Source organism: Polyangium sorediatum (assembly GCF_029946465.1).
Lineage (GTDB): Bacteria > Myxococcota_A > Polyangia > Polyangiales > Polyangiaceae > Polyangium > Polyangium fumosum.
The window spans coordinates 25,081-42,598 of sequence record NZ_JARZHI010000066.1 but is presented as its reverse complement, the minus strand read 5'-3'; the positions used below and the strand labels follow the sequence as shown (position 1 = coordinate 42,598).

Here is a 17,518-nt window from a genome sequence, read left to right as displayed (position 1 = left end):
CATCTTCATGACCGGCGTCGCTTCCAAACAAGAAAAGCCCACCCCGATCCGCAATCTCGATACGGAGGCCGTACGCCTCCCGCTCGAACGCGAGCTCGCGGATCAGCTCCAGCGCGAGCCCTTCGTGGCATCGATCCAAGGCTCCCTTGCCCTGCCCGACCCCGCAGCGGTCCGCCGCAAGTTGATGGGGCAGTCGCTTCGCCTGAGCGAGGGAATGGCTCCCGAGCTCCACGCGAGCGCCAAGGAATGCCTGGGCGTCCTCGGCATCACACGTCCGATCGAGATTTACCAGTCGGCGGGGATCGAGAATGCATCGATTCACTTCATCGAGGAGCCCATCCTCGTCGAGGTGCAGGGACGCATGATCACCTTGCTCGACCCAGGGAGCATGCGCGCCGTGCTCGGTCACGAGCTGGGGCACTACCTCGCGCACGGACCGTGGACCCCGCTCGGGCAGTCGGGTCGAATGGCGAGCGTGCTTGCCGACGCGGAGGATGTGCCCGAGCCCATCCAGAAATTGTCCAGCTCCCTGAGCATGGCGGGCGAGCTCACGGCCGACCGTTTTGGCTTGCTCGCGTGCCAGGATCTGCACGCGCTCCTGCGGCTCGAAATGATCAGCACCACGGGGCTCCCTGGCAATGCCCTGACGTGGGATACCGAAGCGTATCTGGCACAGTGCAAGGAGCTCATCGAGCAGTGCCTGCGGGAAGGATCCGGCACCCTGGGCGTCACCCATCCCGAGCACAACCTCCGCGCCTATGCCGCATGGCTCTTCAGCGAATCCGATCTGTATCGCTCGCTGACCGGCCGTGGCCCCGGCTCGCGCAGCATGGCCGACATCAATGCCGTGCTTGCCAAGGTCCTCGCGGTGCCAGGATTCGACACCAGCTATCACATGCTGGAGCCCCAACCTGCCGAGCTTCATGCGTGCGCGCTCGCCAGCAGCGTCCTCGTGGCAGCCGCCGACGGGGAAATGGCAGACGCCGAGGCAGAGGCGATCGAGCGCGTATTTGCTCCGCTCGTTTCGGAGTACGCGGCGTACTTCGACGTCGAGTTCGCTCGCCGGCGCTTCGGCGAGCTCGCGGGGTTGATGGCCTCTCTCGGAGCGGCGTCCCATCGCTCTCTCTTTGGCCTCCTGGCGCATGTGATCGGCGCGGATGGGGTCCTGGATCCGCGCGAAGTGAGTACGCTTTTGGCCATCGGTGATGCGATCGGCGCAGGCGCCTTGTTCCAGCGCCTGGCGGTCGTCCTCATTCGCCGTTTTGGTTTGTCCCCCGATGCGATTCCGCAGCCGGTGCTGGACGTCCCGCTCCCTCCACGCGCAAGGGAAGCGCAGAGCGCGCTCGACGCCTTTCTCGGTGCCATGGCGCGCCGTGGTGGAGGCGAGGCGACGCTTCGCCGTCTTTTGCGTCTCCTTGGCGCAAAACGGAAAGGAGCGGAGCTTCTGCGCACCGTGCAGGAGGCGATCCAGCGTGCAGGGTTGCGGCCTGCCGAGGAAATCGCCTCCGTGGAGCTGGATACCGTGCTTCACCTGGAGGCTCGAAGCGCCACGCCGCCTCCTCCCACGGCATCGACGTCGTCGGTCGTCCCCGGTAGCCCCGAAAGCGTCGTCCTTCGCGGGATCGGCAAGTTGCGCGAGCAGCTCGTCTCGGGCGATGGCCGGAGCCCGTCGGTCCGCCTGTACCAGCCTCGCCCCGGACGCGCGTTTGATCTCGAAATGCTCGAGCAGATCTCGGTCGGTTTGTCGGAGCGGGTGCTCGCGCAGGTGCGGTCGGGAGAGCGCGCCGTTCTCGTGAAGGCCGCGGAGGCGGGACGGCACACGGGGGCAAACCAGGCGCTGCGCGATCTGTTGATGCTCGACCGGGAGCACAAGGGGCGCCTCGAGGAGACGGGGGCAAACGATCTGGCCCTTGGGTATCCGTTCCTGATCGGGCTCGCTGGGGGATACCTCGTGCGAGGACCGCTCGTCCTTTACCCCGTCGATCTCGAGCGTGACGATCGGGGGGCGCGCAGCTTCGCCTTGAGGCCGCACAAGGACCAGCCGCCCACGGCAAACCTCGCGCTTCTTCGGGTACTGTTCACCAAAAAAGGGCTTCCCCTGCAGGACGACCTCGCGGCGCGGCTCGATGAATTGGCTGCAGATCTGGCGCACGGGCCCGAGGCGCTGCTTGGCGAGCTCTCCCGCCTTGGCATCAGCTCTAGCAAATTGACGGGCGAGCTTTCCCCCCTCAAAGATCGACGCGAAGAGGTGCTGGGACGACGCGAAGACTTCCTCGAAGTCGAGGAGATCGCCGTCCTTGGGCTGTTTCCTCAGTCGAATTCGGATCTCCTCCAGGACTACGACGGTCTCCTCGCGGATCTGGCACGCGGCGACACTCCGATCGGTACGTTGCTCGGCGGCGCCTTGGAGCTCCTCCCGGCCGAGATGCGGGACAGGTTCGGGTCGAATCTGACGCCGAGCCCCCCGCAGACCACGAGCGAGGAGAGCCTCGGTGTGCCCGTGATTGCGTCCGATCCGAGCCAGCGGCAGGTCCTCGCGCTCGCCCGGACGAAGCGCGCGCTCGTGGTCGACGGGCCTCCAGGGACGGGCAAGAGCCAAGTCATCGTCAATCTCGTCGCGGATGCCATCGGGCGAGGCGAGCGCGTTGCGGTCGTCAGCGAGAAGCGGGCCGCGCTCGATGTCGTGGCGCAACGACTCCAGCAAACGGGGTTCGAGCATGCCGTCGCCCTCGTGCACGACGTGCAGGAGGATCGAAAACCCGTTTACCAGAAGATCGCGGCGCGCCTCGAAGCGGGACAATCGCCGGATTTCGACACGGCATCCGCGGCGCAGACCACGCAGGAGCTTGCCGCGTTGACGCAGGTCTTCGATCGGCGCGCCGAACTGCTCGGTCGAAACCTCCCAGGATGCTCGATGCGTGTCGGGCAGCTTCACGCGCTCAGCGCAGGACTGCCCGCGGCAGGCGTCCCCGCAGCATCAGGCTGCATGGGGCTCCGCGACAGTGAATTGCACCGCGCTCGAACCGAGATAGCGGCGCTGAGACGTTATGCCGACTTGTTCGGAAAGGGCTCGCAGTGGCGGTCGGGGCGGATTTCCCTCGCCGAGAAGGCGGAGTCCTGGTTCCAGAGCTTCGAGCCTACGATTGCCAGGGCCGTGACGACGGCCGCGGAGCTGGAGCAGGGGCTCGCGACGGTGGCGCCGACGCCCATCGAGCGCCTGGAATCAGCGAAAGGCATGCTCGAGGCCGCGCGGGGGACACGTGATCTTCGCGTCCATCCGGAAGACCAGATGCTCTTCGCGAATGCCCTCACGGTCGCGACGCTCTACCCGGATCGCGCTCGCAACCTCGGGGAGGCCGAGCAGGCGTGGGCGCAGGCGCAGGAGGTGTTGCTTCAGTTCTCACAACGCGTGGCTTTCAATCCAGGGCCGACGGCCGAAGCCGCCATGGGTGTGCTTCTGCAATGGGGCAATCGATTCTTCCGGTACTTCTCGCCAGCTTGGTGGCGAGCGCGGGGCGTCGTTCGTGGCTCCGTAACGACACTCCTACCGGAGAAAGCCGGTGCGTCCCTCGACCCGCCGCTTCTCACGGAGCTCTTGTCCCGGGCGCGCGCGACGCGCGCTTGGGAGCAAGCAGAAGCATGCCTTGAAGCTTTCAGCTTGCGTTCGCTCGCGTCGAACTCAGCGGCGCATGTGGGCGGATTGCTTCGGAAGGTGGGGGAGACGTATCGGCGTCTGACGGCCCTCGTCGCGACGAGACATCTGCTCGAGGCCGTGCATGCGTGGCCGGCCCGCTTTTCGGTCGAGGAGATCGAGGCATGGGATCGCGCCCTCGATGCGAGGCTCCACGTTCTCGCGGCGCGGGAAGCGCACCACACCGCGGCGCAATCGCTCTCGGGCTTCTTCCCTTGGCTGGGCCGGCTGCCGGGACGCGCCGAGCTCGAGGCGTTCCTGGAGGCGTTCCGGCGCGATGCCCCTCGGGTTGCCGAGGCGGATCGTCGCCTTGCTGCATTTAGTACGTTGTGCCCCGAGGCGCCCGCGGTCTTTCATGCATTTTCGGAGCACCTCCCGACGGCGGATGCTTCGGGATGGTCCGAATCGCTGGTCAAGACGTGGGCCGTTGCCCGCCTCGACGCGCTGGAGCGCTCGACGCCGGAGCTCCGGCAGCTCGATGGTCCCACGCCGTACGGAGACGAGGAGGCCGCTGAGCAGCGCATGGCAGCGACGGTCGGACGTGCGGCGGACCTTGAGCGGAAACGTATTGCTGCGCGGCTCGACAACCATGCGCTCCTGCGCGCGGGGACAGCGCAGCGAGGCCGTCGTCGTACGGCGGATCAGGCGATGAAAGAGGCGATGCTCAAGGAGTGTCGCAAGCAGCGGAACGTGATGCCGATGCGCACCTTCATGCGGAAATTCGCGCCGGAGGGGCTGCTCGATCTCGTTCCCGTTTGGCTCCTCTCGCCGGAGACCATGACGGTGCTCTTCCCCCGGCAGCCGCTCTTCGATCTGGTGATCTTCGACGAGGCTTCCCAGTGCACCGTGGAGAGCGGGCTCCCAGTGCTCCTTCGTGCGCAGCGCTCGGTGATCGCGGGGGACGAGAAGCAGATGCCGCCGACGTCGTTTTTCACAGCGAGATCAACGGACGAGGGCGAGATTTCCGAGGACGAAGAGGCGACCGGAGCGCGTGAGCTTTTCGAGGCAGAATCGTTGCTCACGCTCGCGCGATCACGCGTGCCTCGAAGCGGCCTTTCGTGGCACTACCGCTGCGCCCACGAAGAGCTGATCGCATTCTCCAACTACGCCATGTATGACGGTTCGCTGCTCACGATTCCCTCGACGGCGAGCCGCACGGCTCCCCCGGCCATTCGTACCGTGATGGTTCCCGATGGCAAATACGATGCCGGTCGCAACGAGCCAGAAGCCCGCGTGGTCATGGACACCGTGATGGACCTTTTGGGACGAACCCCCGTACCGACGATCGGCATCGTGACGCTCAACATCCAGCAACGGCAAACGATCCTCGACGAAATCGATCGGCGCCGCGCGTCGGATCGCGTGTTTGCGGAGCGCTGGGATCAGGCGTGTTTGGCTGAACGGCTGGACGAGCGGCCGTTCGTCAAGAACCTCGAAAATGTGCAAGGGGACGAGCGCGACATCATCCTCTTCTCACCTGCGTATGCGCCCGTCGAGCGCGTCACCAAGAGGGGCACGGAGCGAGTCGTTCCAGCGCGCTTCGGGCCTCTTGGTCAGCGCGACGGCGAGCGCCGTCTCAATGTAGCGGTCTCACGTGCGAAACGCGAGTGCATCATCGTCGCCTCGTTCGAGCCGGGGATGCTGTCGGTTGGCCGGACCAAGAACGAAGGCCCCAAGCTCTTCAAGCTGTTCCTCGAATTTGCATTCCACCTTTCGAGCGGACAGCGTGCACTGGCGGAGCGCGTGTTGCGCGTCGTCCGCGAGAGCCGTCCGACGAGCGCTCCGTCGGCAACGACGGACCTCCCGCCGGGTTATGTCCCGCTGAAGGCGCAGATCGCGATGGCGCTTCAACAACGCGGGGTCACCTGCGAGCTCGATGTGGGGACATCCGATTTCAAGGTTCCGCTGGCTGTGGTGGATCGCGTCCAATCGTCGCGTTATGCGGTTGCCGTCCTGTGCGACGAAGGGGACGAGACATGCGAAGCGTTCGAGCGTCACGTTCATCGTCCGGCATCGTTGCGGGCGCGAGACTGGAAGGTCCTACGCGTGACGGCGAGGGATTGGGCGCGAAATTCGGATGCGGTGCTCGCGCGGATCATGAAAGCGTTGGGGGTCGAATCGGGAGCGTCTGCGATCACATCCAGCGAGGGACGAACAGCAGCTTCGTGAGGTCCGAGGTTTATCTTCAATTCAGCGCGACCCTATCGGGGCGACGTATCGCGCTGCGCGAGGTTGGAGAGAGGCCACATGACCCCGGGGCTCTGTTCGACGCGTCCCCCGACGAACTCTGCCGCACGCTCGAGAATCTCGGCCTGCGTCGATTCGGCATACCCAGCACGACGCGCGAGATCGGCGCCCAGCGCAGCGACGAGGAAGGCGTGCGCCGCGGGCACGTTGTAGCCTGCGGCATAAAGCGGGTTGAGCTCCAGCACCACCGGCCCGCCGCCTCGAAGGAAGGCGAGATCCGCCACGTAGTTCGGCGGTAGCTCCGCCGCGAGCAGGGCCGGCGCGAGAGAGCGCACGGCATCGTCGACGACCGAACGCCGCGCGGCAAGCGCGCTTTCGAGGGCCTGGCGTGGTTCGTCGGCGAGGGCCTCGAACGGGCCATGATAACTCGCCATCAGGAGACGACCGCCCAGCACCGTGAGCCGCACCTCGAAGGGGACACGAATGGCATCACGCGCGCCTGCGGGCGCTGGCAGCTCGATTCGTTCGAGATCGAGGTGCTCGCGCAATGCGAGGCCGCCGACGTCGAGGGACACGCGCAGGCGGCGGATCACCTCGAACACGGTGGCCTCGATATCCGCCTGGTTGTTGCCGAAGTAATGCTCCGGGTTGGTCGACTTGGTCGACGAATCGAAGCCCCGAATGAAGATGCCTTCGTGAGGATCGAGCCCCGCATCGGAGAGGGCATTGTAGATCGCCTCGGTCAACTTGCTGCGCACGGCCGCGGGTGAGTCGATGGCCGCGGCGCACGCATCATCCATGGGCAAAAAGGCCGTGCGCGGGGTGGGAATGCCGGCGCGCACGAGGACCGGATGAGAACGATCGAGCCCGAGGACCTGCTCCACGTCGTCGGGAGAGTCGAGGACGCATGCGGGCTCGAGGGCGCCGACACGATGGTAGACGGCCCTGTAGCTCTCGCGGGGAAGCATCGGTAGGTCGATCCAGCAAACGCTGCCGCGTATATCGCCCGGGGCCGTGTCCAGCGCGCCGGCGTGACGGATGGAGAGGTCCCAGGAATGCATCCGGGCGAGCTCGGTCCAGAAGGCGTGGCGGCGTTTGATCATCGCCACGTTGCGGGGGTCGGCGTGGATGTCGAAGGCGCGGTCGAGGTCGGAGATCAGCGCGATGCGGGGCACCGGTTCAGCTTCGCACACCCGGCGGAGGAAGTGTTCGACGATATGTCGTCATCGGCCCTCGACAGGGCGCCACGCGTCGAGCGAACGCCCGTTTCGCTTCGATTCGATTCAACGTGTGGCTTGCCTCAACGTGACGAGAACATCGGGTGCATCTCGCCCGTCGTGCGCGGATCGGTGGTGAGGTAGACGATCTCCGGCTCGCCGCCGTCCTCGCACGAGATCTTGTCGGCGGGGAGCTGCGGCGCGCCGTTGAAGGTGGAGTCGTAGATGTGGATGCGCGCGCCGGTGCACGTCTTCATCCACACCAGAGCGCCGGTGCCATTGTTGATCGAGGACTTCACGAGGTAGTGCGGCCCGACGTTCCAGAAGCGGAGCGTGCGATGACCGTTGCCCTCGGTGCGTAGACAAACGAATTGCGCATGCTTCGATTTGACGTCGGCCGCGGTGTCCGCGTTCCAGTTTTTCACGGTGAGATCTTCGGCGAAGATTTCCTCCGAGTTGTCGAGGACCATGCCGTCGTAGTTGGTGGTGTCGTAGCTGACCCACGCAGGCCAATTCGGCTCGAGATACACGTTGGAGAGATAGATTTTCGCGCCGGGGGCGCCGGCTGTCTGGAACGAGGCGCCGTAGGCGTCGGGGCTCGTCAGGTCGTGGATGTTGACGTTCACGAGCGCAACGCGCGGGTCGATCGGCTCGACCTCGTCTTTGAGGTCGAAGCCATATTTTCCTTGGGTGACGCTCGCATCGTGGATGCGCCGGGGCAGCTCGACGGCGGTGCGCTTGGTGAAGTCGCCCGTGAAATCGGGCACGCCGTCGAACTCGGTTTGGATCCAGGGATTGGCCACCGTGGTGCTGATCCCGCAGTCGAGCAGGGCGGGATTGCCTGCGTCGACGCCTGCGTCGAGGAAGCCGCCGCCGCTGCTGCTCGAGCTGGACGTTGGGCCGCTGCCGCCGTTACCTCCCGGGGAGGGGGCAGGCGGTTCGCTCGCGTCATTGCTGGAGCAGGCGAGACAAACCAGGGCGAGGCCAGAGCCCCACGTCAAGAGGCGCATCGGCGACATGCCGCCAGCCTAGCAGATGCGAACGTCTCACAGGGGGACGGCGTGTGCGTGTCGCCTCGTGGCGCGGCCAAAATACGGACGCGGGCGCCGTCGAGACGCGGCCAGGCGCGCGAGGCGGTCGTCGCCGAGATCGTCCCCGTCCCTGCAAGAAACGTCGGATTCGTGTCTGGTTGGCAACCTAACCAGCGGAATGCCAACCAGGTTGCCAAGGCGCGAGGGCGCTGACCGGAAACGAAAGCCACCATGTCGCGGCATGTACGTTGCCGTGCTTCAGGCCCGAAGGGTCGAAATGCTGCCATTGCCGGCAGGGCAAATCGAGAGGAGATGGGTATGAAGCATTCCTTGTTGTTTCGAGCGGGTGGGGGCATTCTGGCGGCGGCGCTCGCATTCGCCACCGGCTGCAATGTCACTGTGATCAGCGGCGGCGCGGGTGCCGGTGGCCCGGGAGGCAGCGGAGGCCAGGGGGGCCAAGGCGGCAGCGGGGGCGTTGGCGACGGTCCAGGCGGCAGCGGAGGTCAGGGAGGCAGCGGAGGTCCCGGAGGTAGCGGAGGTCAGGGAGGCGGCGGCGGTCAGGGAGGTGGCGGAAGCTTGCCGGCCTGCAATGACGGGACGACGACGGTCCTGGCCATCGATAAGTTTCTGATAGGCGATACGGAGCCCGACGGCACGCCGAACGTCACCGCGGGCTGGAAGCAATATGGGTTCAATCTCGATGGCGTGACATCGACGAAGAACTCCGTCGGTTTGTGCAAGCCGGCGGCCGGCGGCGTCCCCGCCGCAGCGTACCCCGACGGGTACGATGGCAAAGACAACTCCTTCGGCAAGAACCTCCTGCCTATCATCTTGGGGCTCTACGGCGACTACTCGAGCCAGGTGAACCAGGACGTGCAGGCCGGCCAATTTACCTACATGCTGGCCATCGAGGGGCTGGGCGCGTCGACATCGTGCGCGGCGACCAGCAAGTTCTATCGCGGCGACAACCTGGGGACGCTGCCGGCATGGGATGGGACCGACGTCTGGCCCCTCGGCTCGGATTTCCTGAACGATCCGGCGGATCCGGCCTCGGCGAAGAACGTGTTTCTGGAGAGCGTGATCGATCAGGACGTGTACCAATCCGGCCTCGGGGCAAACTTCGACCTGGTGCTCGGCGATGGAAGCGGTGCGATCCTCTCGGCGATCCCCATCCGCCACGCGCGCCTCGAAATGAAGCTCTCTCCAGACCACGCCGGGGCCATCGAGGGGCAGCTCGGCGGCATCATCGATACCGAGGCGTTCCTGGCGGAGGTCGCGAAGTCGGCCTCGAAGTTCGACGAATCGTTCTGTGATCCGAGCTCGCCGACGTTGCAATCGATCCTCCAACAAATGCGCCAGGCGTCCGATATCATGAAGGACGGGACGCAGGACCCGACGAAGACGTGCGACGGGATCTCGATCGGAATCGGATTCACGATGAAGGCGGTCGAGCTGGGCGCCGTGGCCCCGCCGGACCCGCCGCCGGTCGATCCCTGCACGCCTTGATGTCGACGACTGCGGCCACGTCGTCACGCGGATCCCCGAACGATGGCGCGACGGCATGCGGGGTCTCGGCCACGCCGCCGGCCGTCGGCACGCGCTTCGCCTCGTGGTTATGCCGGTAATAGAGGAAGCCGCTGGCGACGCCGATGGGCGCGCCGTCGAGCGTGAGCGTCACGGCGTCGAACGCCAGCAGCGCGGACCGCACCGTGCCGCCCTCGATAACGTTTCCCGGGAAGTACAACGTTTCGCCGCGGACCACGGTGCAGCACGCGAGATGCGTCGTGGGGGTGAACTGGTAGCGGAACAACGGCGTCGTATTCGCGGCGGCGGGATCGATCGCCGAATACGTGCCGCTCGGAGACACCACATACACGCGGCCCGCGGGGGGAGGGCGCGAGGTGAGAACCCAGGAAGGCCCTGGGTCCGTGCTGTCCTGGATGAAGCCACCGATGCCCCGTATCGGCCTGGGCGGGGAACGCGTTAAATACATCCAAATACGCGCAGCGACGCTACCAAGCTTTGCATTGTGGAACCCTTGCTGTCACGTTCCGCGCATGACTTTGCGTGGCATGACTTCACGCCGCACGTTCCTTACCCAGACGGCCGCTGGGGCGCTTGGGGTTGCTTTCCTGGATGCCTGCGCGGATGCGCCCGCGCCTGTATCCGGATCCACGCCTGTGCTTGTGCCCGCGCCCGTCCCCGACGATATCGGCGCGCTCGCGAAATCCATGGAGGGCACCGTCGTGCTACCGACGGACGGCGCCTATGATGCGTCACGCCTCCTCTACAATACCCGGTTCGATGCGGTTCGACCGCTGGCTGTCGCGAAATGCAAATCACCGAGCGACGTGCAAAAGGCGCTGGGGTGGGCGCGACGGAACGGGGTTGACATCGCAGCGCGTAGCGGCGGGCATAGTTATGGTGGCTTCTCGACGACGTCCGGGCTGGTCCTCGACGTCCGCGGCATGGCGCAGATTGAAGTGGACACGACGAACAATACGGTCCTGGTTGGGGCCGGCGCATTGCTGATCGACATCTATGACGCGCTCTTCGCCCACGGACTCGCGCTGACAGCCGGCACCTGCCCCACGGTCGGCATCGCGGGTCATGCGCTCGGCGGTGGGTATGGGTTGATTTCTCGCAAATTTGGCTTGACCGCAGACAACTTGCTGGAGGTCCAACTGGTCACGGCCGCCGGGGATCTGCTCACCTGCAATGCCAAACAAAATGCGGATCTGTTCTGGGCGTGTAGCGGCGGAGGTGGCGGGCAATTCGGCGTCGTGACGTCGTTGAAGCTGCAGGTGTACACCGTCAGCGAGGCGTCTTATTTCATTCTCACGTGGGGATGGCCGGACGCGGCGAAGGTCGTGGATGCGTGGCAGGCTTGGGCCCCGTACGCGCCAGACGAGCTCACATCGTTATGCGGTCTGTTCTGCCGTCCTGGCAAGGAGCCGTGGGTCCGGGTCATTGGCATGTACCTGGGGCCGGTGGCGGAGCTCGAGGCGCTGTTGCTCCCGATGCTGGCGCCGGCGCTGGGGACGCCGGCGACGAAGGTGGTCGATTCCGACTCCTACGAAAACATCACGCTGATGTGGGCGGGCTGCGAGAGCACCGCGGCGGCATGCCATCTCGCGCCGCAAGGAACGCTGGAGCGCGAGACCTATCGCGCCAAATCGGATTACGTCACGGAGCCGCTGCCGGCCGCCGCGATCGATATCATGATGGCGTGGATCGCCGCGCGCGCGGGCGCGACCGCGACGGGGGGCATTCTGCTCGACGCCTACGGCGGCGCGCTGGGCCGCGTCGCGCAGGACGCGACGGCGTTCGTGCATCGTTCCCCGCTGTTCTCTTGCCAATATCTCGCCTACGAGCTCCCCTCGGACACGCCCGAGGCGCAACAAGAGAACCGCGACGGCCTGAATGACTTCTATGCGTCCCTGCGCCCGTACATGTCCGGAGCGGCGTATCAAAATTATATCGATCCGGACCTCGCCGACTGGCAGCACGCCTATTATGGCGCAAACCTGCCGCGGCTCCTGCAGGTGAAGGCAAAATACGATCCGCAGAACGTCTTTCGTTTCGCGCAGAGCCTGCCCGTGGTGTGACGAGGGCATCGATCGGTACCGCGCGGGCAGCAGCGCCATGGGCCAGCGCGAGGACCGGGGGCGACCTCTGCACAGGTCCCTGCGGCCTTGTTCTCTGTCGAGTCAGCCACCGTGCTCGGCACTCGCGACACGATCGTGGACACCACGTGCGGGCCCGTCACGTGGGGTGGCGTCACGGTTGCGCGGCGTAAGGGAATCGTGCTACGCGTCGGGGAGGAGGAAAAGCTGGTTTGTCCGCCTTGGGCTCGGGCAAAGCAATGTTTTCCCTGAGGCAGGATCATGGACCGGATCGACGCCATGCGCGTCTTCGTCGCGACGCTGGACGAAGGGAGCCTTGCGGGCGCAGCGCGCAAACTCGGCCGCTCGCCGGCGGCGGTCACGCGCGCGATCACCTTTCTCGAAAACCATGTCGGCGTTCAGTTGCTTCACCGCACGACGCGTTCGATCCATCTGAGCGAGGCTGGCGAGCGTTATGCCGCAGCCTGTCGGCGTGTGCTGGTCGACCTTGAGGAAGCCGACATGCTCGCTGCGAGCGAGCGCGGCGCGCCGAGAGGTCTGCTCACCGTGACCGCGCCGCTGGTGAGCGGAACGAAGATCATGCGCCCGATCCTCGATGCGTTCCTTGCGCAAGAACCCGCGGTCCGGGCGCGGCTGCTGCTGCTGGACCGCACGGTCAGCTTCGTCGAGGAAGGAATCGATGTGGGGCTGCGAATCGCGCATTTGCCCGATTCGAGCCTCATCGCGACCCGAATCGGCGAGGTGCGCAAGGTGCTTTGCGCGGCGCCCGCCTATCTCGAAGCGGCGCCACCGCTCGTAAGCCCGGCCGATCTTGTCCGCCATCGTTGTATCCAGATGACCTCCTTTGGCCAGGAGAGCTGGAACTTCCCGCCCGAAAAGGCCACGGGCGCCACGCGGCACGTAGCGATCGAGCCGAGGCTGGTAGTGAACACGGTCGAGGCAGCGGTGGCGTCCGCGGTCGAGGGCAACGGCATCACACGCGTCTTCTCGTACCAGGTCGCCGACGAGGTGGCGGCGGGTCAACTGCGGATCGTGCTCGCCGAAGCGGAGCCTGTACCACTCCCCGTTCATCTGATCACGCCGGAGGGCCGGCTTTCGGTGCCCAAGGTGCGCGCCTTCTTCGAATTCGCGGGCCCACGGTTGAAAGCAGAATTCACCCGGCGCCAGATTGCCTGCACCGGCGGCTGACGGGTGCTGATCACCAGTGGCCGGCGTGCTGGCCGCCGTCGACGTGAAGCGTCTCGCCCGTGACGAAGCTCGCATCCTCGAGATAGAGGACGGCCTGGACGACCTCGTCAATCGTGCCCATGCGGCCGAGCGGATGCAGGGCGTCGAGGGTCGCATGCGTCTCGGGAGCGTGCATCGGGGTCTTGATGATGCCCGGCGAGACAGCGTTCGCGCGGATGCCGTGGGCGGCATATTCTATCGCGAGGCTGCGGGTCGCTGCGTCGATCCCGCCCTTCGTCAGCGATGCAATCACCGAGGGCACGCCCTTGATCGGCTGGTCGACGAGCGTGGTCGTGATGCTGACGATATGCCCGCCCGTGCCCTGCTTCAGAAACTGGGTGACCACCGCCTGGGTCACGTAAAAGAAGCCCGCGACGTTGACGTTGATCTTCTTCGTGAAGTCCTCGACCGTGTATTCGGTGAACGGCTTGGCGATGAAGATGCCGGCATTGTTGACGAGCGTGTCGACCCGGCCGAATTTCGCGACGGCGGCGTCCACGACCTTTTTTGCCGTCTCGGGATGGCCGACGTCGCCGTCGACGATCAGGACGTCGGGATCACCCCCGAAGGCGCCGGGCTTGATCGAGCGCGAGTTGGCGACGACGCTCCAGCCCTTCGTGCGATAGCCCTCGACGAGGCCGGCGCCGATGCCTTGCGAGGCGCCCGTGATGATGACGACTTTCTTGCGCATGGGTCTCTTTCCTTGAAAATCGAGATACGTGGAGCGGTGCGCTGCCGGCGCGTTCCGGACGGCACGGGGATCGACCCATCGGTCGGCTGGTCAGGCCGGCAGGTGGCGGGCGAGGAAGTCGCGCATCAGCGGCACGATCTCGTCGGCCTTGTCCTCGAAGGCGAAGTGGCCGCTATCGAGGAGATGGAGCTCGGCATCGGGCAGGTCGCGGAGGAAGGCCCTGGCGCCCTCGGCGGGGAAGATGCTGTCGTTCGCGCCCCAGGCGATCAGCGTCGGCGGCCGATGCGTCCGGAAGAACTCCTGGAACCTGGGATAAAGCGCGACATTGTTGCGATAGTCGTAGAAGAGGTCGAGCTGAATCTCAACATTGCCGGGACGATCCAGGAAGATCTGGTCGTAGAGCCAGGCCGCGGGATCGAGCCGCGAGACGTCTTTCACGCCATCGACGTATTGGAATTTCGTGGTCTCGATCGTCATGAAGGGCCTGAGCGCGTCGCGATGGACCTTCGAGTTGTCGGCCCATAGCGCTTTGATAGGATCCCAGAAGGCCTGGAGGCCGTCCTCATAAGCATTGCCGTTCTGGGTGACGAGCGCAGCCACGCGCTCGGGATGCTCGAGCGCCAGGCGAAAGCCCGTGGGCGCGCCGTAGTCCATGACGTAGAGCGCGTAGCGCTCGGCGCCGAGCTGCTGGAGCAGGCCGTCGACGATCTCGGCGAACTTGGCGAAGCTGTATTCGAACTCCTCACGCGGAGGCATCGCGGACAGGCCGAAACCCGGCAGGTCGGGGGCGATCACGCGGTAGCGGTCGGCGAGCGCGGGAATGAGGTTGCGGTACATGTGCGACGAGCTCGGAAAACCGTGGAGCAGCACGACCACCGGGGCGTCGGCCGGGCCGGCTTCGCGGTAGAAGATCTCCAGTCCCTCGACGGTCGCGGTCCGGTGGTGGGTGACGGGAATCGTAGTCGAAGTGGTGGCAAACATGAGGATTCTCTCTCGCTTGGAGCCGGGTGGTGTTCGACGGTTCGCGCCGTCGACATCCCTGATCCTAGATCATCGCGTTTGTCGTAAGAATAGATGCTGTGTCGAATTCACTCTTTCATTTTGTGCAACAGTTGCCGATGGCGAGCGTCGTCTCCTCGCTGCGCTCGTGGACGGCGACGCCGGGGCAGGCGAGGGGTACACATGCTCGGGATTTGGAACGACGGCGCGCGTGGGCGTTCCGCCACTCGACGCGCCCGCGGCGGCGTGGTCAGGACATCCGTGCGAATGGTGCGTGCCGACGTGGTTTCACGGGACGCGTGGGCCAGGGGGAGGGGGCGCGGGGCGAGAGAGGCATTTCCCGCCTTCCAAAGCGCACGTGTAGCGCGGCGCCTCGATGCGTGGCGGCACGCTCCAGGGCGCGCAGACCACGCCCGGCGGCAGGACTATCGCCGCATCGCAGCGATTTCCGACGGTGCACACGTTTTTCACCATGGCTATCTCGCCGCGTGGGACCTGCTCGCCCTCGGCAATGAACCACCCGTCCTGCGTGTTTCCATTCACGAGGGCGCAGCCCGCCCACGCATCGCAGACCATTGCGGGCAGGCATTGCTGCTCGACCGGTATGCGCGTGGGCTGGCCGTCGGGGCCGGTCGCCGTCGCCTGGCAAAGGCCGTCGCGGCAGACGGCGCGCGTGGGTCCCTCGGGGCACGCGAGCGGCGGGCATGTCGAAGGCGGATGCGCCGCGCAATATCGCTGGAGGTCTGCGTGCCAGCGGCGCGTGCCAGGCGTGGTCCCGCAAGCCGGGCAGCACGCGCTACCGCCCGATACCTCCACCCGCGCCACCGCGCATTCGTCGTCGCGCTGGCAGGCGCGCTCGACCGCGGGCGGCACTCCGGCGTCGGGCTCCACGCCGCGGGAAGACGTGAGCGCGGGAGGCGTCACCGCCCGCGTGGTCGCCGCGGAATCGGTGACGTGCGCGTCGGCCTGCCGATCGGGAGCGTGGCAGGACGCGAGGAGCAAGCCTGTGCTGACGAGCAGCAGGGCGCGGGAGTCGAGCATCGTGTTCACCGAGGGAGAGGCGACCATTGGCAGCGATGATAGAACAAAGTTGGCGAAAGCAAACAGGTGTCGCACACGCGCGCTCTTATGCGTATGCATGTCGAGGCTCCTTCAGGACGAGGGAGGGCGAGGACGTACGTGCAGGGGCAGGTCGAGCACGGTGGCGCCGGCGCGGCGGAATCGAGAGGGGCTGTCCGACATGTCCTTCGTGAATGCGCGTCTGAACGCTCGTTCGTCCTCGTAACCCACACGCGCGGCGATCGTCGCAATCGCGTCCGTGGTCGAACGGAGCAGCCCCGCCGCGACCTCGAGCCGGAGCCGCCGCAGGAAACTCGCCGGAGGAAGCCCCGTCGCGGCCACGAAACGGCGTCCTAGCGTGCGGGGGGTCACGCCAACTTCCCGCGCGAGCGCGTCGACGTCGAGCGGGCGGGTGAGGTCGGCGCGCAGAATGGCCTCGGCCTTCGTCACCACGCGATCGCTATTGGCAAGGTGCTGGATCATGACGAATGGCCCCTGCGCGCTTCGCGCATCGTCGACGATCAGATAACGTGCGACGGCGTGCGCGAGCTCCGCGCCGGCGAAACGACGGACGAAATGGAGCGCGAGATCGATCTGCGCGAGCGCCGCGCCCGCGGTGATCGTCCGCTCCGACGCGACGACGAGCTCGTCCTCGACCAGCCTCACGGCCGGATAACGCGCCCGGAATGCGGGAGCGAGCCACCAGCTCGTGGTCGCCGGGCCCCCGTCGAGGACACCCGCCTCCGCGAGCAAGAACGTGGAGGAACAGCTCGCGCCCAGGATCGCGCCGGCCGCAGCCGCGCGCTCGAGGTGGGTCGACAGCGTCCGGATGCTCGGGTGGGCGACATCGACGAGGACTTGTCGCGCGTCGGCCATGCCCGGTCCGAATACGAGCACCACGTCCGCCGCGCCCGCGTCGACCGGGCCGTCGACCGTGATCGACGTGCCGACGGAGGAGCGCACGGGGTGGCCATCGAAGGACCGGACCGTGCAATGAAAGAGCTGCGGCGGTCCGCCAAGCGTGCTGGAGAGGAGGTTCGCGGTGCCGAGGACGTCGAGCGTGACGGCGATGCCGGAGCCGAAGCAGCGATCCGTGACGACCAGATTCACGGCGAGGGGCCGTGGCCCGAGGCTCGAATTCCGTGCACCGCTGTCCTTCGCCCGCGAGGTTCGACGTGCCATCCTGGCTCGGCATCCTACCGCAACGCGAGGTCGCTCGTCCGCCGCACCCTTCTCGCCGTGATGCGGACCGCAAGGGCGAGCAACATCAGGACCAAAAACGCTGCGTACAGGGGTTGGCTACGCGCGCGAGGACCATAACTCGCGACGAAGATTCCCCAGAGCAAATACATCCCGGAGACGTGCAGCGCTCTCCATGCGCGAGGTCCCATCCGCTTGCGTGGACCCTCAAACGATGTGACGGCCATGGCGGCGATCCAGACGTATCCGATGGCGCCGCCCACCACGCTGCTCATCGCCGTCGTCGCCCGGAACGAGGTCGTGTGGAGCTCCGCGAGCGCGAGCACCACACCCAGGTGCGCGAATTGCACGATCGCAAACCCGAGCCCGAGGTTGCGCCGATGCAACAGGAGCCATCGGGTCCACTTCGCGCGCCCGATGGCGTGCAGGGACGAGGCCATGAACGTCACGGCGAGCAGGACCGCCGATACCCTCGCGGTCGCGCGTATCGCGCTCCGGAGCCCCTCTTCGCCCGCCCCGTGCGCCGCAAAGGAGAGCGCAATGGCCACGATCGCAACGACAAGAGCAGCGGCGGTGAGCTTCACGCGCGC

Annotated in this window: 12 protein-coding genes; 4 read left to right on the top strand and 8 right to left on the bottom strand. The window is 66.2% G+C overall.

The genetic code is table 11. The features are described from left to right. Nucleotides 1-7 precede the first annotated feature (7 nt). Nucleotides 8-5,860 carry an AAA domain-containing protein gene (locus tag QHF89_RS40300; RefSeq protein WP_136972429.1) on the top strand — a complete coding sequence of 1,951 codons (5,853 nt, stop codon included), beginning with the start codon at nucleotides 8-10 and terminating at the stop codon, nucleotides 5,858-5,860. A gap of 32 nt (nucleotides 5,861-5,892) precedes the next feature. On the opposite strand, the gene QHF89_RS40295 is transcribed toward QHF89_RS40300, so the two are convergent. Further along, nucleotides 5,893-7,053, bottom strand: coding sequence for an ATP-grasp domain-containing protein (locus QHF89_RS40295; RefSeq protein WP_136972430.1), 1,161 nt, complete (start codon nucleotides 7,051-7,053; stop codon nucleotides 5,893-5,895). A 125-nt stretch (nucleotides 7,054-7,178) separates the two neighbouring features. Then, nucleotides 7,179-8,114: a hypothetical protein gene (locus QHF89_RS40290; RefSeq protein ID WP_136972431.1), complete on the bottom strand. Its 936-nt coding sequence runs from the start codon at nucleotides 8,112-8,114 to the stop codon at nucleotides 7,179-7,181. A 330-nt stretch (nucleotides 8,115-8,444) separates the two neighbouring features. On the opposite strand from QHF89_RS40290, the gene QHF89_RS40285 reads away from it, so the two are divergent. Then, the gene (locus QHF89_RS40285; RefSeq protein WP_136972432.1) at nucleotides 8,445-9,632 is read left to right on the top strand and encodes a hypothetical protein; all 1,188 of its coding nucleotides are present in this window, start codon (nucleotides 8,445-8,447) and stop codon (nucleotides 9,630-9,632) included. Here the strand turns inward: QHF89_RS40285 and QHF89_RS40280 are convergent. Further along, nucleotides 9,559-9,993, bottom strand: coding sequence for a hypothetical protein (locus QHF89_RS40280; RefSeq protein WP_284721551.1), 435 nt, complete (start codon nucleotides 9,991-9,993; stop codon nucleotides 9,559-9,561). The two genes, QHF89_RS40285 and QHF89_RS40280, sit on opposite strands and share 74 nt — an antisense overlap. Before the next feature lie 85 nt (nucleotides 9,994-10,078). Between QHF89_RS40280 and QHF89_RS40275 the strand changes: the two genes are divergently transcribed. Both QHF89_RS40275 and QHF89_RS40270 read left to right on the top strand, forming a co-directional pair. Continuing rightward, nucleotides 10,079-11,734 (top strand): FAD-binding oxidoreductase, encoded by a 1,656-nt coding sequence (locus QHF89_RS40275; RefSeq protein ID WP_284721550.1) that lies wholly within the window; start codon nucleotides 10,079-10,081, stop codon nucleotides 11,732-11,734. Nucleotides 11,735-12,013: 279 nt separating this feature from the next. Then, on the top strand, nucleotides 12,014-12,940 hold the full coding sequence (locus QHF89_RS40270; RefSeq protein WP_136972435.1) for a LysR family transcriptional regulator: 927 nt from the start codon (nucleotides 12,014-12,016) through the stop codon (nucleotides 12,938-12,940). A 10-nt stretch (nucleotides 12,941-12,950) separates the two neighbouring features. Here QHF89_RS40270 and QHF89_RS40265 read toward each other — a convergent pair whose 3' ends face one another. The 5 genes from QHF89_RS40265 to QHF89_RS40245 form a co-directional block, all read right to left on the bottom strand. After that, nucleotides 12,951-13,670, bottom strand: a complete 720-nt coding sequence (locus QHF89_RS40265; RefSeq protein ID WP_136972436.1) for an SDR family NAD(P)-dependent oxidoreductase — start codon at nucleotides 13,668-13,670, stop codon at nucleotides 12,951-12,953. A gap of 90 nt (nucleotides 13,671-13,760) precedes the next feature. Continuing rightward, nucleotides 13,761-14,651 carry an alpha/beta fold hydrolase gene (locus tag QHF89_RS40260; protein ID WP_136972437.1) on the bottom strand — a complete coding sequence of 297 codons (891 nt, stop codon included), beginning with the start codon at nucleotides 14,649-14,651 and terminating at the stop codon, nucleotides 13,761-13,763. A gap of 306 nt (nucleotides 14,652-14,957) precedes the next feature. After that, nucleotides 14,958-15,737, bottom strand: a complete 780-nt coding sequence (locus QHF89_RS40255; RefSeq protein ID WP_136972438.1) for a hypothetical protein — start codon at nucleotides 15,735-15,737, stop codon at nucleotides 14,958-14,960. An 84-nt stretch (nucleotides 15,738-15,821) separates the two neighbouring features. Then, a complete protein-coding gene (locus QHF89_RS40250; RefSeq protein ID WP_136972439.1) occupies nucleotides 15,822-16,910 on the bottom strand; it encodes a GlxA family transcriptional regulator in 1,089 nt (362 codons plus the stop codon). A 14-nt stretch (nucleotides 16,911-16,924) separates the two neighbouring features. Then, entirely contained in the window at nucleotides 16,925-17,512 is a 588-nt protein-coding gene (locus QHF89_RS40245; RefSeq protein ID WP_136972440.1) for a hypothetical protein, read from the bottom strand. Nucleotides 17,513-17,518: the final 6 nt, after the last annotated feature.